20 protein-coding genes are annotated in these 22,507 nt (G+C 62.2%); 3 read left to right on the top strand and 17 right to left on the bottom strand.

The genetic code is table 11. The features are described from left to right. Nucleotides 1–100: 100 nt before the first annotated feature. Both APH34_RS03660 and APH34_RS03655 read right to left on the bottom strand, forming a co-directional pair. Complete coding sequence (locus tag APH34_RS03660) at nt 101–1,255, bottom strand: cysteine desulfurase family protein (RefSeq protein ID WP_054899811.1); 1,155 nt, start codon at nt 1,253–1,255, stop codon at nt 101–103. Between the two features lie 163 nt (nt 1,256–1,418). Further along, the gene (locus APH34_RS03655; protein WP_054899810.1) at nt 1,419–2,345 is read right to left on the bottom strand and encodes a LysR family transcriptional regulator; all 927 of its coding nucleotides are present in this window, start codon (nt 2,343–2,345) and stop codon (nt 1,419–1,421) included. 139 nt (nt 2,346–2,484) lie between these two features. Here APH34_RS03655 and APH34_RS03650 point away from each other — a divergent pair, with 139 nt between their 5' ends. Beyond that, nucleotides 2,485–3,714: an acyl-CoA dehydrogenase gene (locus APH34_RS03650; RefSeq protein ID WP_054899809.1), complete on the top strand. Its 1,230-nt coding sequence runs from the start codon at nt 2,485–2,487 to the stop codon at nt 3,712–3,714. A gap of 77 nt (nt 3,715–3,791) precedes the next feature. On the opposite strand, the gene APH34_RS03645 is transcribed toward APH34_RS03650, so the two are convergent. The 6 genes from APH34_RS03645 to APH34_RS03620 all read right to left on the bottom strand — a co-directional run bounded on the left by APH34_RS03645 (nt 3,792) and on the right by APH34_RS03620 (nt 10,956). Then, nucleotides 3,792–5,045, bottom strand: coding sequence for an acyl-CoA dehydrogenase family protein (locus APH34_RS03645; protein ID WP_082422718.1), 1,254 nt, complete (start codon nt 5,043–5,045; stop codon nt 3,792–3,794). A gap of 106 nt (nt 5,046–5,151) precedes the next feature. Then, nucleotides 5,152–5,820, bottom strand: coding sequence for a methionine ABC transporter permease (locus APH34_RS03640; RefSeq protein WP_054899807.1), 669 nt, complete (start codon nt 5,818–5,820; stop codon nt 5,152–5,154). After that, the gene (locus APH34_RS03635) at nt 5,801–6,943 is read right to left on the bottom strand and encodes an ATP-binding cassette domain-containing protein (RefSeq protein WP_054899849.1); all 1,143 of its coding nucleotides are present in this window, start codon (nt 6,941–6,943) and stop codon (nt 5,801–5,803) included. Before APH34_RS03635 ends, APH34_RS03640 begins: the two co-directional genes overlap by 20 nt. 23 nt (nt 6,944–6,966) lie before the next feature. After that, a complete protein-coding gene (locus tag APH34_RS03630) occupies nt 6,967–8,361 on the bottom strand; it encodes an LLM class flavin-dependent oxidoreductase (RefSeq protein WP_054899806.1) in 1,395 nt (464 codons plus the stop codon). A 92-nt stretch (nt 8,362–8,453) separates the two neighbouring features. After that, the gene (locus APH34_RS03625) at nt 8,454–9,257 is read right to left on the bottom strand and encodes a MetQ/NlpA family ABC transporter substrate-binding protein (protein WP_054899805.1); all 804 of its coding nucleotides are present in this window, start codon (nt 9,255–9,257) and stop codon (nt 8,454–8,456) included. A gap of 85 nt (nt 9,258–9,342) precedes the next feature. Continuing rightward, nucleotides 9,343–10,956, bottom strand: coding sequence for a rhodanese-like domain-containing protein (locus tag APH34_RS03620; protein ID WP_054899804.1), 1,614 nt, complete (start codon nt 10,954–10,956; stop codon nt 9,343–9,345). 314 nt (nt 10,957–11,270) lie between these two features. Between APH34_RS03620 and APH34_RS03615 the strand changes: the two genes are divergently transcribed. Then, a complete protein-coding gene (locus APH34_RS03615; RefSeq protein WP_054899803.1) occupies nt 11,271–12,218 on the top strand; it encodes a LysR family transcriptional regulator in 948 nt (315 codons plus the stop codon). A 34-nt stretch (nt 12,219–12,252) separates the two neighbouring features. Here APH34_RS03615 and APH34_RS03610 read toward each other — a convergent pair whose 3' ends face one another. The 9 genes from APH34_RS03610 to APH34_RS03570 all read right to left on the bottom strand — a co-directional run bounded on the left by APH34_RS03610 (nt 12,253) and on the right by APH34_RS03570 (nt 21,801). Further along, a complete protein-coding gene (locus tag APH34_RS03610) occupies nt 12,253–13,266 on the bottom strand; it encodes a TerC family protein (protein WP_054899802.1) in 1,014 nt (337 codons plus the stop codon). A 161-nt stretch (nt 13,267–13,427) separates the two neighbouring features. Then, nucleotides 13,428–14,450: a methionine ABC transporter ATP-binding protein gene (locus tag APH34_RS03605; protein ID WP_054899801.1), complete on the bottom strand. Its 1,023-nt coding sequence runs from the start codon at nt 14,448–14,450 to the stop codon at nt 13,428–13,430. Nucleotides 14,451–14,468: 18 nt separating this feature from the next. Further along, a complete protein-coding gene (locus APH34_RS03600) occupies nt 14,469–15,248 on the bottom strand; it encodes a MetQ/NlpA family ABC transporter substrate-binding protein (RefSeq protein WP_054899800.1) in 780 nt (259 codons plus the stop codon). Between the two features lie 34 nt (nt 15,249–15,282). Beyond that, nucleotides 15,283–15,948 (bottom strand): methionine ABC transporter permease, encoded by a 666-nt coding sequence (locus APH34_RS03595; RefSeq protein WP_054899799.1) that lies wholly within the window; start codon nt 15,946–15,948, stop codon nt 15,283–15,285. Next, the gene (locus APH34_RS03590; RefSeq protein ID WP_054899798.1) at nt 15,945–17,318 is read right to left on the bottom strand and encodes an LLM class flavin-dependent oxidoreductase; all 1,374 of its coding nucleotides are present in this window, start codon (nt 17,316–17,318) and stop codon (nt 15,945–15,947) included. Before APH34_RS03590 ends, APH34_RS03595 begins: the two co-directional genes overlap by 4 nt. A 10-nt stretch (nt 17,319–17,328) precedes the next feature. Next, complete coding sequence (locus APH34_RS03585; protein ID WP_054899797.1) at nt 17,329–18,552, bottom strand: SfnB family sulfur acquisition oxidoreductase; 1,224 nt, start codon at nt 18,550–18,552, stop codon at nt 17,329–17,331. A gap of 184 nt (nt 18,553–18,736) precedes the next feature. Next, complete coding sequence (locus APH34_RS03580) at nt 18,737–20,044, bottom strand: substrate-binding domain-containing protein (protein ID WP_054899796.1); 1,308 nt, start codon at nt 20,042–20,044, stop codon at nt 18,737–18,739. 117 nt (nt 20,045–20,161) lie between these two features. Then, nucleotides 20,162–20,674, bottom strand: a complete 513-nt coding sequence (locus APH34_RS03575) for a nuclear transport factor 2 family protein (RefSeq protein ID WP_054899795.1) — start codon at nt 20,672–20,674, stop codon at nt 20,162–20,164. Nucleotides 20,675–20,682: 8 nt separating this feature from the next. Then, on the bottom strand, nt 20,683–21,801 hold the full coding sequence (locus APH34_RS03570) for an amidase (protein WP_054899794.1): 1,119 nt from the start codon (nt 21,799–21,801) through the stop codon (nt 20,683–20,685). A 196-nt stretch (nt 21,802–21,997) separates the two neighbouring features. Between APH34_RS03570 and APH34_RS03565 the strand changes: the two genes are divergently transcribed. After that, a complete protein-coding gene (locus APH34_RS03565) occupies nt 21,998–22,477 on the top strand; it encodes a MarR family winged helix-turn-helix transcriptional regulator (protein WP_054899793.1) in 480 nt (159 codons plus the stop codon). Nucleotides 22,478–22,507 lie beyond the last annotated feature (30 nt).

The following is a 22,507-nucleotide window of genomic DNA, read 5'->3' as shown; positions in this document are numbered from 1 at the left end:
AGTGCAGCCCATCATTCACACATGGGCTGCATGGACGATAGTCAGAAGCCCACGCCCGCTCTTGGTTCGGTCCGCCGTGCTGCTAACCACGAGCCAGGGGTTACCACAAGGCGGCTGAGGCCGCTGCGACCGAGCGCCTGAATACCTCGATCGCCTTGTCCACCTCCGCCTCGCTGGTAAACCGCCCGATACTGACGCGCACGCTTTTGCGTGCCCGCTGTTCATCCAGCCCCAGCGCTAGCAACACATGTGAGGCTGCGTTGCTGGCCGAGTTGCATGCCGAGGTGGTCGACAATGCCAGCTCACCGGCCAATGCCATGCTGTTGAACCCCGCGGCCTCGATGCACAGGTTCAAGGTATGCGGGACACGCTGGCGGGCACAGCCATTGAGCGTGACCCCAGGCAGTGCCAGCAACCCTTCGCGCAACCGCTTGGCAAGCTGTTCGATCCGTTGGTCCTCGCTGTCGCCAGGCTGGCCTGCCAGGGCGAAGGCAGTGCCCATGCCAACGATCTGGTGAGTGGGCAAGGTGCCCGAGCGCAGCCCGCGTTCATGGCCGCCACCGTGAATCTGCGCACGCATCCGATCACGGGCGCGGGGGCCGACGTACAACGCGCCGATACCCTTGGGCCCATAGACCTTGTGCGCCGAGAACGACATCAGGTCGACCGCCTGGGCCTGCAGGTCGATGTCCACTTTGCCTACGGCCTGCGCGGCATCGACATGCAACAGGGCGCCATGGGCACGCAGGCGCTCGCCTATGGCGGCGAAATCAGTGAGGGTGCCCAGTTCGTTGTTGACTGCCATCAGCGACACCAGGCGGGTATCGGCACGCAATGCTGCCTGCACATCGTAGGGCTGGATCAGGCCCGCGGCGTCCGGCGCCAGGCGCGTGACCGCCCAGCCTTGGCGCTCCAGTTCGCCGACGGTATCGAGCACGGCCTTGTGCTCCAACTGGCTGGTGATCAGGTGCCCCGGTTGCTCAAAACCCTGGGCGATGCCCTTGAGTGCAAGGTTGTTGGACTCAGTGGCCCCGGAGGTCCAAACCAGCTCATCGGCGCTGGCTCCGACCCGCGCGGCCACCTGCTCGCGGGCTTGCTCGACGGCTTCGCGGGCGGCCTGGCCGTAGGCATGGCCACTGGACGCGGGGTTACCAAAGTTCACTTGGCGGCCGAGGCAGGTGAGCATGGTTTCGATGACCCGGTCGTCGACCGGAGTGGTGGCGGCGTAGTCGAAGTAGAGTGGGGCACTAGGCATAGCGGCGGGTCCGTTGCTGTCACCGTGGAGTCGGCGATCGTTGCAGCAAGCGTAATCGCCGGGGGAAAAAAACGTTTGCCTTTTTATTCATGTTACGGCCCCGCTGTCAGAAAAATATTCTCCATAAGCAGGTTGCCGTAGAATTTTTAACGCGCCTGCGTGCTCAGGCCGGTGCCGCGGTTCGCTCTTCCTCCGCCACCACCCGCTCGCACAGCTCGATGATCTGCTCGCGCATCCAGCGGTTGGCCGGGTCCTGATCGGTGCTTTCATGCCAGTACAGGTGCGTTTCCAGCGGCGCAATGTCCACCGGCAGCGGCTGGTAGCGCAACTGATGACGGCGGGCAAAGCGTTCCGGCACGGTCATCGCCATGTCGGTCTGCTGCAGTACCTGCGACGCCATCAGGTAATGCTGCGAGCGCAGGGCGACCTTGCGTTGCACGCCCATCTTGCCCAGCGCCAGGTCGACATAGCCCAGGCCATTACGGCGGCTGGAGATATGGATGTGGGTCATGCCCAGGTAACTGTCGAGGGTCAATTTGCTGTCCGCCAGCGGATGGCCCTGGCGCAGGGCGCAGACGTAACGGTCCTGCATCAGCTTGACGTGGCGCACCTGCGGGTCGGTGTTCAGCGGCGCATCGACGGCAAAGTCCAGGCGCCCGGCGGCCAGTTCCTTGGTGGTTTCCCGGCGTTTGCACAGGAAGCTCTCGATCAGTACCGCCGGGGCCAGACGGCGCAGGCGCTGGAACAGCGGCGGCAGGATCACCGCCTCGGTGAGGTCGGTCATGCTGATGCGAAAGGTCTTGTTGGCCTGCTGCGGGTTGAAGATGCGGCTTTCCTGTACCGAGGTACGCAGCAGCGCCAGGGCGTTGCGTACCGGGCCAATGATGTTCTGCGCCATGGGTGTGGGCACCATGCCCTGCGCGGTGCGCACGAACAACGGGTCGTTGAAGGTTTCGCGCAACCGTGACAGCGCGTTGGACACCGCCGGCTGGGTAATGCCGACGATCTGCCCGGCGCGGGTCAGGTTGGCTTCGGTGTAGATCGCATCAAAGACGATGAACAGGTTGAGGTCGACCTTACTGAGGTTCATGGACGCCGCTCTTTGTTGGAATTATGGCCCGATCATATATCGGTTATGAATGTTTATACACGCAGAAAATAGACTAGGTAGATTGAGGGTGGCTGCTCTAGGCTCTGCCCATGTACTTCGAACCGTGAAGGTAGCCCTGATGGATTTCGCCTATTCGCCCAAGGTCCAGGCACTGCGTGAACGTGTTGCAGCGTTCATGGACGCCCATGTTTACCCCGCCGAGCCGGTATTCGAGCGCCAGGTCGCGGAGGGTGACCGCTGGCAGCCCACTGCAATCATGGAGGAACTCAAGGCCAAGGCCCGCGCCGAAGGGTTATGGAACCTGTTTTTGCCCGAGTCGGAGTACGGTGCCGGCCTGAGCAACCTGGAATACGCGCCGCTGGCCGAGATCATGGGGCGTTCGCTGCTGGGCCCGGAGCCATTCAACTGTTCGGCACCGGACACCGGCAACATGGAAGTGCTGGTGCGCTATGGCAGCGAGGCGCAGAAGCGCCAGTGGCTCGAGCCGCTGCTGCGGGGCGAGATCCGCTCGGCATTCGCCATGACCGAACCGGACGTAGCCTCTTCGGACGCCACCAACATGGCCGCCACGGCTATCCGTGACGGTGACGAATGGGTAATCAACGGCCGCAAGTGGTGGACTTCCGGTGCCTGCGACCCGCGTTGCAAGGTGATGATCTTCATGGGCCTGTCCAACCCAGAAGGCCCGCGCCACCAGCAGCACTCGATGGTGCTGGTGCCGACCGATGCCCCCGGGGTGAAGATTGTCCGGCCGTTGCCGGTATTCGGCTACGACGATGCTCCCCATGGCCACGCTGAAGTGCTGTTTGAAAACGTGCGGGTGCCCTACGACAACGTGGTCCTGGGCGAGGGCCGCGGCTTCGAGATCGCCCAGGGGCGCCTGGGCCCTGGCCGTATCCACCACTGCATGCGGTCGGTAGGCATGGCCGAACGTGCCCTGGAGCTGATGTGCAAACGCTCGGTCGAGCGTACCGCGTTCGGTCGTCCGCTGGCGCGGCTGGGCGGCAACGTCGACAAGATCGCTGACTCGCGCATGGAAATCGACATGGCCCGTCTGCTCACCCTGAAGGCGGCGTACATGATGGACACCGTTGGCAACAAGGTGGCGCGCAGTGAGATTGCGCAGATCAAGGTGGTGGCGCCGAACGTGGCCTTGAAGGTTATCGACCGTGCGATCCAGATTCATGGCGGTGCAGGGGTGAGCGCAGACTTCCCCCTGGCGTACATGTATGCCATGCAGCGCACCCTGCGCCTGGCCGATGGGCCGGATGAGGTGCACCGCGCGGCAATTGGCAAGTATGAGATCGGCAAGTATGTGCCAGCGCAGCTGTTGCGCGGCGAGCGGTGAGGCGTGGCTCGCCACGTCTGGGCAGCACCGGTTCACTTGAGCACGAGGGGCCGCAAAGCGGCCCCCCCTGTCGGGCCTCAGCGTGATGCAGTACTGGCGGTATCGGTGATAACCCCTACGTCGTCACCCGCAACGAAGTTCGGCGGCAGTGCCTGATTCAACAGGTAGTCGCCGATGACCCTGGCCTTGTAGAGGTGAGGGTTGTGCGAGGACAGGGCGCGCGCGTTCCGCCAATGGCGGTCCAGGCCGCCTTTGGCATCGATGGCGGAAGCGCCAAGGGTATCGAACAGTTCTGTGGCCGCATTGAGCACCAGTGGGATCAAGGTGACTTGTGCAGACGAAATGGCCAGGTCTGCCTTGACATAGGCTTCGTCAGTAGCCGGGGAATGCTCCCCTTGCGTATTCCAGACCTGCCAAGCGTCCTGAAGTACCTGGGCGGCGCCCAGCACGATCGAGCGCGCCGAGGCAGCGGCGGCGCCAATCTTGCCCACTTGCATTTGGATAATCGGATCGTGCCGGGGCAGGCCGCCGGGCCCTGTGTAGTACACCCTTTTTCGCGTCGCGACCTGCTGCGTGACATCGTGGGTGATCGCGCTGGCGACGCCCGCGAGGGTTGCTAGGTGCACCAACTGTGCGAAACCGCTGCCAGCCCTCGTGGTCTTTTTGATGGGGGCGGAAATTTCCTCGGCATGCACCACGACGTCCTCGAACATCGACGATCCGGTCGCGGTCAGGCGCTGCCCGAAGCCATCCCAGTCATCCACCAGCGTGACGCCTTTTCTGTCTGCAGGAACGGTCACGATCACACGATTGTCGTGTTCGTCGGCGGCGACCACTGGGATCCACTGTGAGTAAAGGCTACCGGTGCCGTAGGCCTTCTTGCCATTGAGCCGGAAGGTGCCGTCCGCATGCGGTAATACCCGGGTGCGAACTTCCCCGATCGGCGTGCCTGGTGGCTCGGTTGTCGCGTTTCCAAACAGCTCGCCACGTGCAACCCGGTCAATCCACACTTTCTGTTTGTGCCGCTCATCACCGATCACGATACGCTCGACACGCGAAAAATGAAGCCTGAGTGATTGAGGGATATTCGAGTCGGCCGATGCCAACGCAATCAACAGGTCAAACAGTTGGACCATGGACGCACCGTATCCGCCGAGCTCGACGGGCACCCGCAGGGCACCGAAACGTGCCTCCCTCAGCCAGCCAATCTGTTCGAACAGCAATGTCCGGTTGCGTTCTCGCGACGAGGCGTCGGTTCGTATCCTGTCAAAGATGGGCGTGAATATCGTTAGCAGCTCGTTGGTGTCGTATGCAGGTCTAGTAGCGGTCATTGAAGGCATCCTTGAATGGCGTTGTTGAATGTGACGGTGCTTCTGCAAGCAATGCGGGGCCGTCGTGGGCACCTTGAAGTGCCCACGCCAAGCCAAGTGGGGCGAATCAGTTACGGTGATTGAGTGCGTTGGACAGCCGGTTGCCGATGCCTTGGATAATGCTCACCATGACAATCAGAATGAGGATGACGCTGACCATGACAGTCGTGTCGAATCGTTGATAGCCGTAACGTATGGCCAGGTCTCCAAGCCCGCCACCCCCGACCACACCGGCCATGGCCGACATGCCCGTTACCGACACCAGGGTCACGGTGAATCCACCGATGATTGCGGGTAGGCCCTCGGGCAAGAGCACATGCCATACGATCTGCCAGCTTCGTGCGCCCATGGCCTGTGCTGCTTCGATCAGGCCGGGGTCTATCTCCCGCAGGCCCACTTCGGCAATGCGGGCAAAATACGGCGTGGCCGCCACGGTAATGGGTACCACGGCGGCCCACAGGCCTAGCGATGTGCCGACCAGCAGGCGCGTCACTGGAATGAGCGCGACGAGCAGAATGATGAACGGTGTGGAGCGCAACGCGTTGACGGTCCAGCCGACGATCCGGTGCAGGCCCGGTGCCTCGCACAGGCCGCCACGTCCGGTGACGATCAGCAACAAGGCGATCGGCAGCCCGAACAGCAGTGTCAGCAGCCCGGCCACAGCGACCATCTGGAAGGTTTCCCAGGCGGCGCTGAGCAACAGCTCGACGAGCGCATCAAACGTCAGTTGTAACATGGCCAAGGACCTCGACATCAACGGTGTAGGGGAGCGCGCTTAGCCGCTGCTCAATGTCTGCGAGGGTGTTGCCTCGCGAGGGGGCGCAGACCAGTAGCCGCCCAAAGGTGTGGGCGTTGATCCGATCCACCGCACTGTCCAGCAACTTGACCGGCCCGTTGATCACCTGCAGCACCGCCTGCAGGTCCGGCGCGCTGATATGGCAGGGGCGCAGCGTTGCGCGTATCACCAAGGTACCTTCACCTGCCGGGTAGCCGGGCTGGAGGTGCGCGACCAAGTCGTCAGGAATGGCGTGGTCAAGTTGCCCGAGCAGCGATTTCGTCACCCCGTGCTGGGGGCTGCCAAAGACCCTCCAGACTTCGCCAGACTCGACGATTTCGCCACGATCGAGCACGGCAACGCGATCACAGACCTCGCGGATAACGGCCATCTCATGGGTGATAAGCACCACGGTGATGCCGTTGCGCCGGTTGATCTCGCGCAGCAGTTGAAGAATTGAACGGGTGTTTTCCGGGTCCAGCGCCGACGTTGCTTCGTCGCAAAGAAGGATCTGTGGGTCATGGACCAGTGCGCGGGCAATGCCCACTCTCTGCTTTTGTCCACCCGACAGTTGCGCCGGATACGCGTCGCGCTTTTCCGACAACCCAACCAGCGCCAGCAGTTCAGTTACCTTGGCGTCGATGCGAGCTTTGGGTACGCCCGCCATGATCAGCGGCAACGCGACGTTGTGCGCAACGGTTTTTGCCGACATCAAGTTGAAATGCTGAAAGATCATTCCAATGCCGCGCCGCAGTTGCACCAGGCCTTCGCCTGCGAGGTCGTGGGTGGGCGCGCCATTGACGGTGATGTTGCCGTGTGTGGGCTTTTCCAGCAGATTGATCAGCCGGATAAGCGTGGACTTGCCGGCGCCGCTGCGCCCGATAAAGCCGAAAACCTCACCCTGTTTGATCGAGAGGTTGATGTTCACCAGGGCATCCACTTCACCCGCCGGGGTCGCGTAGCGTTTGCTGATGTCAACGAACGTCATGCTGTCTGCTGACAGCGCGTCGGTGTGAGTGGCGCGCGCGCTGTCGGCGTACTGCGGCAGTGAGCGGGTCGATGACACGTCGGCCGCGGCTGTCAGGCTTTGTGCAGGGTTGCTCGCCATCACACATCACCTTCAGGTGCATGACGGAACTGCCTTCCGTAATGGCGGGGCGAAAGATGCGCGGCATTGGGGCCGAACAATTTCTCGCGTAGCGTGCCTTGGGCATAATCGGTTTTGAAGGCGCCGCGTTGCTGCAACTCTGGCACTACCAGGTCGACGAAATCCTCATAGCTTTCCGGCGTCACGACACGCATGAGGTTGAACCCGTCAATGCCGGTTTGTTGGGCAAACGCGATCAGTTGTTCGGCTACCTGGCTGCCTGAGCCGACGATGGGCGTATTGCGCGAACCCAACTTCATCTGCGCCAGCAGTCGCCGCACGGTCCACGGGGCGCCGGGGTTGTAGCGGGTGATGGCGTCCAGTGAGGCGACCATCGCCTGGGTGTTCTGCAGTGTGATTGGCTCATCCAGCGCATAGCGTGAAAGGTCCGCGCCAATCGACGCACTGAAATGCGTCAGGCCGCCTGCCGCGCTGGCGTAGTGTTCGTACTCGCGCAGTTTTTCCTGGGCAGCCGCCTCGGTTTTGTCCACGACCACCACCACGCCCACGAAGACCTTGATATCGTCGGCGGCTCGTCCGTTGGCCACCGCTCGCTTGCGTAGATCGTCAACGATGCTCTTGGTCACTTCGACGTTCTGGTTGTTCGACGACATGAAGATGCACTCTGCATGGCGCGCGGCGAAGTCGCGGCCACGCGCTGAGGTGCCTGCCTGGAACAGCACCGGCGTGCGCTGGGGCGATGGTTCGCACAGATGGATGGCATCGAGCTGGTAGAACGGGCCGTCATGTTTGACGCGGTGAACCTTGCTGGGGTCGGTAAAGCGCCCGGTGTGGCGGTTGCGCTCCACAGCATCGTCTTGCCAACTGCCTTCCCAAAGCTTGTAGACAAGGTCCAGGTAGTCATCGGCCATGTCGTAGCGGTTGTCATGGCGGATCTGTTCGGTCAGGCCCATCGCGCGCGCGGCGCTGTCCAGGTAGCCCGTGACGATGTTCCAGCCGACGCGACCGTTGGTTAAATGGTCCAGCGTGGAAAAGCGCCTGGCCAGCAAGTAGGGCTTTTCATACGTCAGGTTTGCCGTAACGTTAAAGCTCAGGTGCCGGGTGGCGTAGGCCATTGCCGAAAGGGGAATGATCGGGTCGTTGATCGGCACCTGTACCGCCTCGCGCAGCGCAGCCTCCGGCGACCCGCCCCAGACATCGTTGGTGCCTATGACATCGGCCAGGAACAGCCCGTCGAACTTGCCGCGCTCAAGCGTTTTTGCCAGGTTGACCCAATAATCCAGGTTCGCATAGTTTGGCGATTGGTCACGCGGGTGCGTCCACATGCCATGGGAAATGTGGCCAACGCTGTTCATGTTGAACGCGTTGAGCAGTAATTTTTTATCTGATTGCATTACCTACTCCAGCGGTTGTAAGCCCGTGGCTGCGAACCCTGATGGGTTTGATCCGGTAGTTGCCGCGCAGCCACTGAACTTCGCAATGGCACTTACCAGGCAAAACCCACTTGCCCGTTGTACAGGTCGGTCAATATCTTTTTCACTTCGGGCGCGGTGTCGTAGATATTGATGAACTCGGCGATACGTGGGTCGCGGGCGTGGTCAGCACGCGCAACCCAATGGATGGCGTAGAGGTTGTCAGGCTTCTCGAACACCAGCGCATCGGCCGGGTCCTTGCCCGCCAGTTTGATGAACGAGGCGAAGGTCAGGCCGACATCGACATCCGGCAGCGAGCGGACCACCTGCTGGGCCTCGACTTGAATGAATTGAAGCTGCTTGGGGTTTTCCACCACGTCCTGCAAGGTGGCGCCATAGCTGGCGCCAGGCTTGAGTTTGACCAGGCCCAGGGACTGCAAGAACAGCAGGGCGCGGCCGGTGTTGACAGGGTCGTTGGCGAACGAGATTTTCGCGCCGTCTTTCAGGTCATCGAGTGATTTAAGTTTTTCTGTGTAGACGCCCAGCCAACTGATATAGCCCGGTGCAACGGCGGAGAACTTCCAGCCATTGGCTTTTTGCGCATTCTCAAGAAACGGAACGTGTTGGAAGTAGTTGACATCGACGTCACCGTTGTTCAGGGCGCTGTTGGGCGTTACCCAATCAGTGAATTCATACAGTTTGACGTGCAGGCCCTTCGTTTCTGCAACTTGCGCAGCGTATCGAACCGCTTCGTTTGCCGGGCTCGCGGCCAGGCCAATTTTCAACGTTTGTTCTTCAGCGACGGTGAATCCGCTTATTGTCAGAGCGCCAATACTGGTAGCCAAGGCAAGCCTGCCCAGGGTGCGACGAGTCATCATGTTGAAAGTCCTTGGGTAATAAAGGGTCGGTTGTAAGCTCACAGGAAGTGGCTCAGTCGCAAACGTGCGGTGGACGATGGGGTACTTAATGAGTGGCCAAGGCCGGCCAATGGAATTGAACCGTTTCATCCTGGGAAATGGCATGGCCCAGGTTCCGCTCCCAAGTCAGGTAATCGCGGAAAATCCGCTCACGGTCTACCTTGGCGCGCATCGTCGAGCCCCAGTCGTCGTCGAAGGGCGTTATCAACTGTTGCGGCTGGATATCCGTCTCCAGGGCAAGGCCTGCCTGGCGCCAGGCCTCGGTACCGCCCTTGAGTGCGTAGGCGTCGATCCCAAAGGCTTGGGTCAATTGCGCTGCGGCATAGGCCGCATTGACTCCGTCGGGGGAGGTGAACAGGATCGGCCCCGGCGGCTGGGTTTGCAGCCAGGCCGGCAGCGAAGGTCGCAACGCGAATTTCGCACCGGGAAGATGCCCCTGTTCGTAGTTCAGGCTGGGCCCGACATCCACCACGCACAAGCGGTCGAAGCGCGCGTGTACCTCCTGCGCAGTCAACCACCGGACCTGCTCCGGCACGGCCACGGTGTTTGCCCCGCTGACCTGTTCGAAATTGCCCTGATCCATTGCCAGTACATGAATCTCGGCGTCGTTGAAATGGGAGAGCCAGTAGGCGCTGACCGCTGCGCGCTTCAGGTGGGGGTCATCAACAAGCACGATCCTGGCATTGCGCACTGGAACCTGGGTGTCATAGGTCATCAGCAATTGGCCACCCGGTGCAGACACGGCCTGTGCAAGGTGCCCAGCGAGGTAGGATGCCTCGGGGCGGACGTCGAAAACATAGAGTGTTCTGACGTCTTGCTCCTGCAGCAGCTGACGGTAGTGGTTGTGATCAATCACACTCAGGGCGTGGCGTTGCAGGATGCTTTCAGCGTGGCGCCGCAACACCAGGTCCGATGCGACATCCCCCGGGGCTGGCAAATGGGGGTCTCCAGGCCCGGTGGGCACACCCTGAAGGAATGAAGCCATGATTCCGTCTTCCAGGAAGGCAACGTTTGGCTGGTTGCCAAGGTGGGCGAGGGTGGTGGTGGCGACGATCCCACGGGTGCGACTGAAGCAACTGATGACATAAAGATGCGCCGCATCAACCCGGTTCAGGTCGTAAAGTGCCAGTTCCACACCGGGCACATTACAGGCGCCGGTAACGGTGAGTTTTCGATATTCCTGTTCGGGCCGGCAATCAATGAGGGTTGTTGGCTGGCCATTGTTCAGGCGAGCTTGAAGTTGTTGCACCGTTATCGTCGGTGTTGCGTAATGGGCGTGCGCCAGGTCGGCAAAGGTCTTGACCCATGTGTTGTAACCCGTACCCAGCGCATATCCATGGGCTTTCCAGGCGTTAATGCCACCTTCCAGAATGCGCAAGTCTGTGTAGGACAGTGCATTCAATACTTCCCACGCCCGCTCGGCTTCACCCGCTGAAGTGCCAGCTTGATCAATGATGACAATCGGCACTGTTTTGCGCGGCAGGGTATGAAAAAGTTGAAGCTCCAGGCTGCTCAACGCAACATGAGACGATACGTTGATGTGGCCTTCGGCGTAGAACTTGGCTTCGCGGACATCAAGGGCTGCGATTTCGCTGTTCTGTACTAATGCATGATGAAGGTCGTTTGCCGAAAGTGTTTTGATTGCCTGTGCCCGCGCCATTGTCTATCGCCCAGAAGTTGTACTGATCGGCGAACATTTTTATCGGCAATGCTGCGGGTCTAGCAACTCGAATAATCTGTTCTCAGGGATCGGATTTTCTGTTGGGCACGCCCCTGCTGCTTATTCTTTTCAGGAATAAAAATATTACATAACAGCATTTCTATAGCATATGCCCGGTACTTATAATCACGGCTGATTGGTGTGCCTGCACCCCTGCCAGAGGGCCTCTGCGTGGGGTTGCCCACTCGAACGAACGGCAAGACAACTGGCGGCAAGAGGGATTGTTCCTGTGCCCATGACATGAGGGGACCGCCATGGCGTTTAACTACTCACTCAAACAACTTCGATACCTTGTCACGACCGTGGAGTGCGGAAGCATTTCTGAGGCATCTCGCCGGCTTAATATTTCAAATCCCGCCATCTCATCGGCAATCAAGGACCTCGAAAGTCGGTTCGACCTGCAGATTTTTGTCCGTCATAAATCAAACGGGTTGATGCTCACGCCCGCCGGCTCACATTTTTTTGAGCGGGCCGTTAGCTTGCTTCGGGATGCGCGCGCGTTTGAACAACAGGTGAATGGCGACAGTGAAAGAATCAGCGGCGAAATTGTACTGGCGTGTTACGAGCCTATTGCTTCTTCCTATATGCCAGAACTGTTGAGCTCGTTTGAAAACCGCTTTCCCTCGGTGCGAGTCTCTCTTCATATCGTTAACCAGAACAAGATAGTGGAAGGGCTGAGGTCTGGTGCTTTCGACCTGGCCTTGACCTACTCGGCGGGTTTAAGGGACACACATAAATCTATAGCGCTTCTGCCGGACCTGTACCCGCGTGCGGTGTTGCCCGCGGATCATGCGCTGGCTAACCGCGAAATGCTGTCGTTGTCGATGATCGCAAAAGAACCGCTGGTGTTGTTGGATATCTGGCCGAGCAACCAATATTTTATCGGGCAGTTCGAGGTGGCCGGCTTGCGGCCCAATATCGCTTACAAAGTGCCATCGATGGAGCTGGTGACCGCCTTTGTCGGGCAGGGGCTGGGGGTGTCGATCCTGGTGACCTTGCCCGAACAGATACAGACACCCAACGGCAAGAGGGTCGTCACGCTGCCGCTGGATGGCGCATTGCTTCCGTCGAGCACGGTGGTGGCGTGGAACCGGGATAAAGACCTTACCCGCCTGACCAGTGAGTTTGTGAACCACTGCAAGCAAGAGATCAAACTACCGAAGCACATACGGCCGTTTACCCCCGAACAGGTTTTACACTGAACCGACCGTAGTGTTTACCGGCTGTGCATCGGCCTCAATCACCAAGGGGGGCCTTGGGCCTGTCATCCGTCACTTGCTCGCCGCGCGTCTTGAGCAGCGAGATCACCACCCCACCCAGCAACAGCCCGAACGTCACCCCCAGCGAGAGCAGTGCCGGCACCTTGCCCACCATGCCGTGGTAGAAGATCTTGCAACCGATGAAGATCAACACCAGCGCCAGTGCGTACTTGAGGTAGACAAACCGGTGCATCAGCGCTGACAGGGCGAAGTACAGCGAACGCAGGCCCAGAATGGCGAAGATGTTCGAGGTGTAGACGATGAACGGGTCCTGGGTGATGGCGAATATCGCCGGCACGCTGTCGACGGCAAATACCAAGTCGGCCAGCTCGATCAACACCAGCGCCAGAAATAGCGGCGTGGCATAGCGCAGTGCCTTGGTCTGCCCGGGCGGAGTAAGGCGCACGAAAAAGTGTGAGCCATGGATTTGCTCGGTCACGCGCATGTGCCGCCTGACGAACTTCAGCACCGGGTTATTGGCCAGGTCAGGGTGGCTGTCTTCTTTCGACAAGGCCATCTTCACCCCGGTGAACAGCAGAAAAGCGCCGAAGAGGTACAGGACCCATTCGAAGTTCTGCACCAACGTCGCACCCACGCCGATCATGATCGCCCGCAGGAACACCACTCCCAGGATGCCCCAGAACAGCACCCGATGCTGGTAGCGGCGGGGGATGGCGAAGAAGCCGAAGATCATCGCCATGACGAATACGTTGTCCATCGACAACGATTGTTCCACCAGGAACCCGGTGTAGAACTCCAGCGCCGACTGCGCGCCCAGTTCGTACCAGACCCACACGCCAAAGAGCACGCCCACGCTGAAGTAGCCTGAATACAACAGCAGGCTCTCGCGCATTTCGATTTCACGGTCCTGGCGGTGCAGGACACCCAGGTCGAGCACCAGCAAACCAATGACGATGGCCATGAACACCAGCCACAACCAGGTGCTGGTGCCCAGGAATGGGGTAACGAGGAACGTGTGCAGAGCTGTCATGAGCCCCTCCTTGATTGTCGACGTTGCATGGCAACAGTGATCCGACATGGCGGCGCAAGCCGTCAGAGGGGCCCGGTATCACATGGGCTTGAGCCTAGACCCATTTCCCGGTGGTGCCGAATGGCGTGCTGTTACAAATGTTTGCCTGTTGCAGGCTGGCCTCACTGCACCCATTGCGCCCAGTCCGCCAGCGCCCGGGCCCGTTGTAGCAGCTCGGCAGTGGGCGCTTCGCTGGCCACCGCCAGGCGCAGGCGGCCCAGTGCTCTTCCTTGTATGCGCTCGATCGAACCCTGCACCAGTTGCACCTGCGAGCCCAGTGCGCCGGCGAGCTTTCCAAGCTCGGGTTCCAGGCCTTTCACCCCGGTGAAATGCAGTTCCAGGTACGCTTGGGCAGCGGCGGGCGCTCTGGTTTGCAGGGGCCGTTCATGGCTGGCCAGGAGCAACTGGCTGACAGCGTGCTGCGGGGCACCGAACACTTGCCACACTTCGCCCTGTTCGACGACGCTGCCGCGCTCCAGCACAGCGACGCGGTCACACAGATCACGGATCACTTCCATTTCGTGGGTGATGAGCACGATGGTCAGCCCCAGCCGCTGATTGATATCGCGCAGCAGGGCAAGGATGGCGCGGGTACTTTCCGGGTCGAGCGCCGAGGTAGCCTCGTCGCACAGCAGGATCTGCGGCTGCAGCACCAGCGCGCGGGCGATCCCAACCCGTTGCTTCTGGCCGCCGGACAGCTGCGCCGGGTAGGCATTGGCGCGGTCTGCCAGCCCGACCAATTGCAGCAGCTCCTTCGTCTGGCGTGCGCGCGCGGGTGCGGGCACGCCAGCCATCAGCATCGGCAGTTCGATATTTTCCGCAACGGTGCGGCTGGCCAGCAGGTTGAAATGCTGGAAAATCATTGCGACCTTGCGCCTGAGCTGGCGAAGCCCGGCGGTGCCGAGCGCGGCGATGTCCTGGCCATCGATCAGCACTTGGCCGGCACTTGGGGTTTCCAGCCGGTTGATCAGCCGCAGCAGCGAAGACTTGCCTGCACCACTGCGGCCGATGATGCCGAAAACCTCGCCTTGACGGATGTGCAGGTCGATCCCCTCCAGCGCCGTTATATCGCCGTAACGCTTGTGGATGCCGCGCAAGTGCAATTGCGCGGCGGCGGCCTGGACTTCGTGCGGGAAACGGGTCATGGGTAGGGTTCTCGCTGGTCAGAAGCCAGGGGCAATCTGCCCTTTGTATCGGGTCAGGATGAAGTTGCGGACCTCTGGCGAGTTCAGTGCCTTGGCCAGTTTCTGGATGCCTGGGTCCTGCAGGTTGTCCGGGCGCGCCACCAGGTACTCGACGTACAGGTCTTTGCCTTTTTCCACGATCAGCGCACTGCTGGTGTCGATGCCAGCCTCAAGGGCGTAGTTGGCGAAGACGAAGGCCAGGTCTACCTGTTTCACCGAACGTGCCAGCATGGCGCCTTCGAGCTCGCGAATCTTCAGGTGGTGAGGATTGGCAGTAATGTCGCGCTGGGTCGACTGCGGGTTGCCCGGTTCCTTGAGCGTGATCAGCCCGTTTTCGGCCAACAGCACCAGGGCTCGGCCGGTGTTGACCGGGTCGTTGGGAATGGCCACGCTGGCGCCGTCGGGCAGCTCGGCGAGGGTCTTGTACTTGGCCGAGTAGGCACCGAAGGGCTCGATGTGCACGCCGACCACCGGTACCAGGTCGGTGTGGCGCGTCTTGTTGAAGTCATCGAGGAACGGGCGGTACTGGTAGTAGTTGGCGTCCAGGTTCTTCTGCGCCAATTGCAGGTTGGGCTGGATGAAGTCGTTGAACACCTTGATGTCGAGGTCGACACCTTCCTTGGCCAGGGTGGGTTTTACGAACGCGAGGATCTCGGCGTGCGGTACCGGGGTGGCGCCGACCACCAGGTGTTCGGCCGCCTGCGCGGTGAAGCTGTTGGCGGCAAGCAGGGTCGCAAGGGCTGCAAGGGTTTTTTTCATGGGTTTGTTCCTGATGAAGCAGTCGTAGGTGGAGTCAGCGTCGGGTGAAGTGCCGTACCAGGCGGTCGCCACCCATCTGCAGCGCCTGTACCAGCACGATCAGCAGCAGCACGGTGACGACCATCACGTCGGTCTGGAAGCGTTGATAGCCAAAGCGAATCGCCAGGTCGCCCAGGCCGCCACCGCCGATCACGCCCGCCATGGCGGTGTAATCCACCAGCACGATGGCGGTGACGGTGATCGCTGCGAGCAGCCCGGTGCGGGCTTCGGGCAGCAGGGTGTACCAGATGATCTGGCGGATACTGCCGCCCATCGCCTGGCTGGCCTCGATCAGGCCACGGTCGACCTCCCGCAGGGCGGTTTCCACCAGGCGTGCGAAGAACGGTGTGCAGCCCACCACCAGCGGTGGAATGGTGCCTCGCACGCCCAGCGAGGTGCCGGCAATGACCGTCGTGAGCGGGATCAGCACGATCAGCAGGATGATGAACGGCAGCGAGCGCAGCACGTTCACCAGCACCGAGAGCAGGCGGTACAGCGGGGCATTGGCCAGCAGTTGGCGTTGCCCGGTAAGGTACAGCAGCACCCCCAGGGGCAGGCCGAACAGCACCGTGAAGCCCAGTGCGGCACCGAGCATGCTCAACGTGTCGATGCACGCCTGGAGAATCTCCGGCCAGTCCAGGTTCGCCAGCAGCCCGTTCATCGCCGTGCCTCCTGGCGCAACGCTGCCACCGGGTGTGGCGCGCCCAGGCGGTCGCCCTGGCCGAACAGTTTGTTGCGCAGGGTGCCCTCGGCATAGTTACGCTTGAACAGGCCACGGGCCTGCAGCTCCGGCACCAGCAGGTCGACAACCGCGGTGAAGGTTTCAGGCGCGACCACGCTGGCCAGGTTGAAGCCATCGACGTCGGTTTCCTCGACCCATTGCTGCAACTGGTCTGCCACGGTCCTGGCCGAACCGACCAACACCGGCCCGTCACCACCGATGGCGCAGTAGTCAGCGATTTCGGCGGCGGTCCAGGTGCGCGTGGGGTCGGCTTTGGTGAAGGCCTCGACGGCCGACTGGATCGCCTCGCTGGGCACCTCGCGAAGGACCTGGTCCGGCGCCAAGGTGGCGAAATCGATGCCGGTCCAGCCCGACATCAGGGCCAATGCGCCCGTGGCGCTGGCGTACTCGCGATACTCGCGCAGCAAGGCCAGAGCCGCGGCGTCGGTGTCGGCGACGATCACTGTCAGTTGTTCGAACACCAGGACGCTGTCGGCGGCGCGGCCTGCCGCTACCACCGCAGCGCGCAGGTCGGCCACCTGTTTTTTCAGCACGGCTTTGCTCGGCGCTGCGACGAAAACGCATTCGGCGTTGGCAGCAGCGAAGGCGCGGCCACGGCTCGAGGCGCCGGCCTGGTAAATCACCGGCGTGCGCTGCGGTGACGGCTCGCTGAGGTGGAACCCGGGAACCTTGAAGTAGGTGCCTTCGTGTTCGATGCCATGCACCTTGCGCGGGTCGGCATAGACGCCGCTTGCCCGGTCGGCGCGCACCGCGTCGTCTTCCCAGCTGGTTTCCCAGAGCTTGTAGCAGACCTGCAGGTATTCCTCGGCCAGGGCATAGCGCTGGTCGTGGGTCAATTGGTCATGCTGGCCCAGGTTGCGTGCGCCGCTGGCCAGGTAGGAGGTAACGATGTTCCAGCCCGCGCGGCCTTGGGTCAGGTGATCGAGCGTGCTCATGCGCCGGGCAAACGGAAACGGGTGCTCGAACGACACCGAGGCGGTTACCCCGAAACCCAGGTGCCGGGTGGCGGCCGCCATGGCCGGCACCAATTGCAGCGGGTCGTTGACCGGCACCTGGGCTGCGTTGCTCAAGGCCGCGTCGGGGCTGGCGCCATACACGTCGTATACACCCAGCACATCGGCGATGAACAGCCCGTCGATGCAGCCGCGCTCCAGCGTGCGCGCCAGGTCGGTCCAGTAGTGGATATCGGTGTAGCGCGTAGCCTGGTCGCGCGGGTGGCGCCACAGGCCGGGCGCCAGGTGGCCGACGGTATTCATGGCAAAGGCGTTCAGGCGAATCTGCTTGGTCATGGCGGGGGCCTCAGTTCCAGTCATGACGCGCCGGCTTGATGCCGTTCAGCGCCCAGTTGCCGACCAGGTGGTACTTCCAGCGCACAGGGTCGTGCAGGGTATGCACGCGGGCATTGCGCCAGTGGCGGTCAAAATTGTGCCGAGTCAGCGACGAGCGCGTGCCGCCCAGCTCGAACAGGCGGTTGCTGGCTTCGATGGCCGCCTCGGTGGTCAGCACCTTGGCCTTGGCCACGGCCAGCGAGGCGGCGGCGACGTTGTCTTCGTCCGGTGCCGAGCGGGCGGCGTCCAGTACCCAGCCGGCCCGTTCCAGCAAAGCCTCGGCGGCCTCCTGGCGAATGTCCAGGGAGCCGACCTGGATGATGGTCAGCGGGTCATCGCTGGCCCGCTCGACCTTGGCGTCGATCCATGGCCGGGCATGCTCGCGCACGAAGGCGATGGTGTCGTCCAGCGCCGCCCGGCCGATGCCGGCATCGATCGCCGCGGTGGTCAGCTGGGCGAAAGGTCCGGCCAGGGTCGGTTGCTCGTAGGATCGGTAGCTGGGGAACAGGTTGAACGCTGGCACCCGCAAGCCATCCAGCAGCACGGTGCCACTGGAGGTGGTGCGCTGGCCCATGCTGCTCCAATCGTCCACGACCACCAGGCCCGGAGTACCGCGTTGGACGAACGCCAGGTGGGCACGGTCCTGTTCATCCAGGGCCAGTACGCCGATCCAGTGGGCGTACAACGACCCTGTGCAATAGCCTTTACGGCCATCGATGCGATACCCCTCACCCTCGGCGACCAACCGGGTACTGATGTGTTGCACGGTCTTGCCGCCGGTTTCGGACAGGGCGTTGGCGAAGCGGTTGCCCTTCAAGGCCAGGTCGAAGAAAAACTGCTTCTGCGCGTCGCTGCCCTGCAGGCGAATGTCTTCGAGCAGGCAGTAATGGTTCTGCGGGATCTGGCCCAGCGACGGGTCGGCAGCGGAGACGATGGCGATCACTTGCGCCAAGGTGGCATAGGACACTTCGGCGCCGCCGTGGGCGCGTGGCACGGTGATGCCCCACAGGCCACTGTTGGAGTAGGCATCGACGACATCGGCGGGGACTTCACGGCGGCGGTCACGTTCGGCGGCCCCTTCGCGCAGCAGGGCGGCGACCTGGTGCGCGACCTCGAGGGCTTCCTGGTCATTGGCGATGACGTGAGCGTCGGGTTGGCGGATGTCGTAAGCGGCAGAGAGGGTTTCAGTCGGCATGTTGACCTCGGAGACTGGATGGTTGAATCCATGTCTGCAGGGGCCATGCCAGAATCAAACGCCTTTGAAATCAGGCGATTGGCGCACAAAGCCGGGGTTTACCTGTTGCGCCGGGTGCCTAACTGTTGGGTGGCTGTGGCCAGGGCAACAGTTGCCCCTGCAACAGCCTGAAGCGTGTACCGCATCAATACACCCACACCTCCACCCGGCGGTTGCGCAGGCGACCTTGTTCCAGGTCATTCCCGGCCACTGGCAACTCATCGCCCAGGCCGGTCACCTCCAGCACCTCGACGCCATCGCGTGCCAACTCACGGCGTACCGCCTGGGCCCGCAGGCGCGAGAGCAGGGCGGCGCGGCCGGGTGTTTCCTTGGGGTCGCCAAAGCCGACCAGTACCGCCTTGCTGCGCAGCTTGCCGGCCTGGCGCAAGTACTCGGCCACACGCCGGACGTCGCGCAGGGCCTTAGTGTCGAGCTTGGCACTGCCTTCCTGGAAGCGGAAGTTGACGCTCAGGCGTTGCGCCTGCTGGGCCAGGCTGCGATAGCGCGGCGGCATGTCGGCCTGCGCCGCCACTGCCTGGGCGTTGACTTGTTGTGAGACGAAGCCCTGCGCGGCGACGATCGCCTGGCCAGCCGAGCTCTGGGCGAATTCCGCCAGGGCCTTGGCCTGGGGTTTGGCGTTGGCGGGCAAATAGAGGTACAGGCGCCGGGAGAGCGGGTAATCCTCACTGGCGACCAGCGGGCGGTCCGGTAGCATGGCGGGGGCGTCGCCTTCGGCCACCGCCAGCACCTTGGCCCCATGCACCGCTGCCAGGCTGCTGAAGCCGATGGCCTGGCGATCGTTGCAGACCCGCTCGGCCAGTTCGTCGCTGGATTCGAAACGCTGCGCCTGGGGTGTCAGTTGGCTTTGATGGGGCTCCAGCACCAGCGCCTTGAAGGTCTCGAACGTTCCAGAGCGGTCATCGCGGGCATACAGGTGGATCGCCCCACCAGGCACCCCGAGCTCTTCCCAGCGCTGGACCTGCCCGGCGAAGACCTGGGCCAGCTGCTGGGTGGTCAGTTGCGGTAGCGGGTTGTCGGGGTGGACGATCACCGCCACGCCATCCAGGCCGATGACCTGCTCGGCACTGGCCGCACGCAGGTCGCCAAGCGCCTTGAGCTGTTGAGCCTCGGCGTCGCTGATAGGGCGCGAGGCAGCGGCCAGGTCGGCCTCGCCATGGGCCAGGGCGGTGAAACCCGTGCTCGAGCCATGGGCCGCAATGTTGACACGCAACGGTTGGCCTTGGGCGCTGCGGGCGATGATCACGGTTTCGTTGGCTTGCGCACCTGGCAACTGCTCGATGTGCGTTGCCTGTAGCGCCCGCAACTGCCCCTGGACCAATGCTGGCAGCAGTGCCGAGCCGATGGTGTTGGAGCCTTGCACACGCAGGTGCCAGGGCTCGGCCAGGGCCGTCAGCGGTAGCAGGGGAAGCAGCATTAGCAGCAGGCGAAGCATGCCGGGCAACCTTTGGCATAGAGTTGCCCGGCAGATTACGACGGTCGCGTGACCAACATGTGACAGCCTGCGGGGCTTGGCCCGGTCGAGCGCACGGCCGGGCAGGGCACACCTCGATCAGCGCTCGGGAACTGGCAGCGGCGCCTCGCTGTGCCAGGTGCCTACCGGCCGGCTGAACAGGTTTTCCGTCTGGAAGTGCGCCATGCGCCAGCGTTGTCCTTCCCGCGCGAAGCCAACCGTCAGCCGCGCAGCGTTGAGGTGCGAGGCGCCATCGGCAAAGGTGCTGGTCTGCAGCATCACCCAGCGTCCCTGCGCCTGGTCACCCGCTACCTCGATGACCTCACTGGTCAGGAAGTGCACGTTCAAGGCGAAGTGTGCCGGGGTCTTCATGTAAGTGCTGAACATCCCCCGGATCGCCTCGCGCCCACGGTAGCCGCCGAAACTGGCAGCGTACTTGGCGCCTTTGCCTTCCCACAGGGCATCTTGGGTGAACAGCTCAGCCAGTTCCTCAAGGGGTGTACTGGCATCAAGTTGGTCGCACAGTTCCATGTAGCGGTTGATGCAAACGCGAATGGCTTGCTGGCTCTCGAAATAATCCAGGCGTTTGTGCAGTGCGCGAAGGTCGCTCATGGCCAGCCTCAGTGGGTCGAATACAGGTTGAGCAACAACCGCTCGGCCACCGCCAGCAGCTTCTCGTCGGCACCTTTGGCCGCCACCAGTTGCAAGCCAACCGGCAACCCGGCCTCGCTGCCCAGCGGAATGCTCAGTGCCGGGTGGCCCGAGAGGTTGAATGGCCGCACCAGTGAGGTCATGCCCAGCACCGCGCGGGTGTCGGCAGCCTCTTCCAGGCGCAGCGGGAAGTCGGGCATGGTGGGCAACGCCAGCACATCGAAGCTGGCAAGTGCCTGGTCGACTTCCTCGGTAAAGCGCTGGCGTACCGCTTCGGCCTGCGCCAGTGCGCTGTCACTCGTCTGGCCCGCCGCAGCCAGGCGCCCGGCAATATCGGCACCGACCTTGCCGGTTTCCAGCAGGTGGCCGCAGCCCTCGAAGGTCTCACGGTTGATGACCACCATACCGGCGTCGTAAGCCGCGCCAAAGTGCTTGAGCTCGACATTGCCCAGCGACAGGCCACTTGCCGTCAGTGCGCCGTGCACCGCTTTGTGAATCGCCGCTTCGGCGGTCACCCGCAATACGCCGATGCGCGCCTTGGCCGGTACCTGGGCGGGGACGAAGGTGGGGTCGATCATGGTCATCGCCCGTACCAGCATCGGCAGGCTCGCGGCGAATGGGCCAACGCAGTCGAGGCTGGTGCGCGCCGGCATCACGCCTTTACGGCTGACGCGGCCAAAGGTGGGCTTGAAGCCGAACACGCCGCAGCAGCACGCCGGGATCCGCACCGAGCCGCCGGTGTCGGTACCCAGGCTGAAATCGGCCAGGCCCGCAGCCACTGCCGCCGCCGAGCCGCTGGACGAGCCGCCGGGGATGCGCCCCGCAAAGCGCGGGTTGGCCGCGGTGCCGGTGTAGTGGTTGATGCCGGTGGTGCCAAACGCCAGCTCATGCAGGCTGACCTTGCCGGTCAGCCGTGCGCCGTTGGCCAGCAACTGGTTGACCACATCGGCATGGCGTTCGGCCAAGGGCGCCTGTTCCAACGCATGGCTGGAGGCGCGGGTTGCGGTACCGGCGACATCGATGGTGTCCTTGACCACGACTCGGGGGCCGTCGCCGCCCAGGTCGAGGGTTTCAACTATGATTGTCATTGTTATGCAGCCTTTTTCAGGGAGGGATGCCAGGCCGTGGCCCAGGCGTTAACATGCGTAACTATTACGTGAAATGTCAACTGAATATTCCAGCAGTTATGCGCTGCTTTTGCCCCCCTTCAACCTATCGCCCTGGTAGCCAAATTCGTGCAAACGTCTATGATGGCGCGACTATTTCCGCACAAGTAGTGAATCGATGAGCAACTCGAAGAACAAAGGCCACAGCCACCACGACCCCGCCAGCGATGAATTTCGCAAGGAAGATTTCCCTTTCTACTGGCTGGCCCGTGTGCATGGCCGCTACACCCAGAACATGGAACGTTTGCTCAAGAAGGTCGACCTCGATGTGCCGCGCTGGCGCGTGTTGTGGATCCTCAACGAGAACGGTGAATCGAGCATTTCCGAGATTTCCACCCACGCCATCGCCAAGCTGTCGACCATCACCAAGATCGTCTACCGCATGAAGGACGACGGCCTGGTCGAGACGTCGCCTAGCCCGGAAGACGGACGCGTGACCCAGGTACGTATCACCGAGGTAGGCCTGCAGAACATCGAGCGCATGCAGGACGTGACCCGTGACCTGTTCCAGCGCAGCTTCAAGGGCTTGACCGAGGCCCAGGTGCAGCGGCTCAACCGCATGCTGGAGGTGGTGTTCCACAACCTGGAAACACCCTGACGGCCAGGAGGCGCCGTGCGCCCCTGCGCA

The organism is Pseudomonas sp. NBRC 111131, assembly GCF_001320525.1.
GTDB classification, from domain to species: domain Bacteria; phylum Pseudomonadota; class Gammaproteobacteria; order Pseudomonadales; family Pseudomonadaceae; genus Aquipseudomonas; species Aquipseudomonas ceruminis.
The sequence above is the reverse complement of the archived record's forward strand: the minus strand, read 5'-3'. Positions and strand labels throughout refer to the sequence as shown.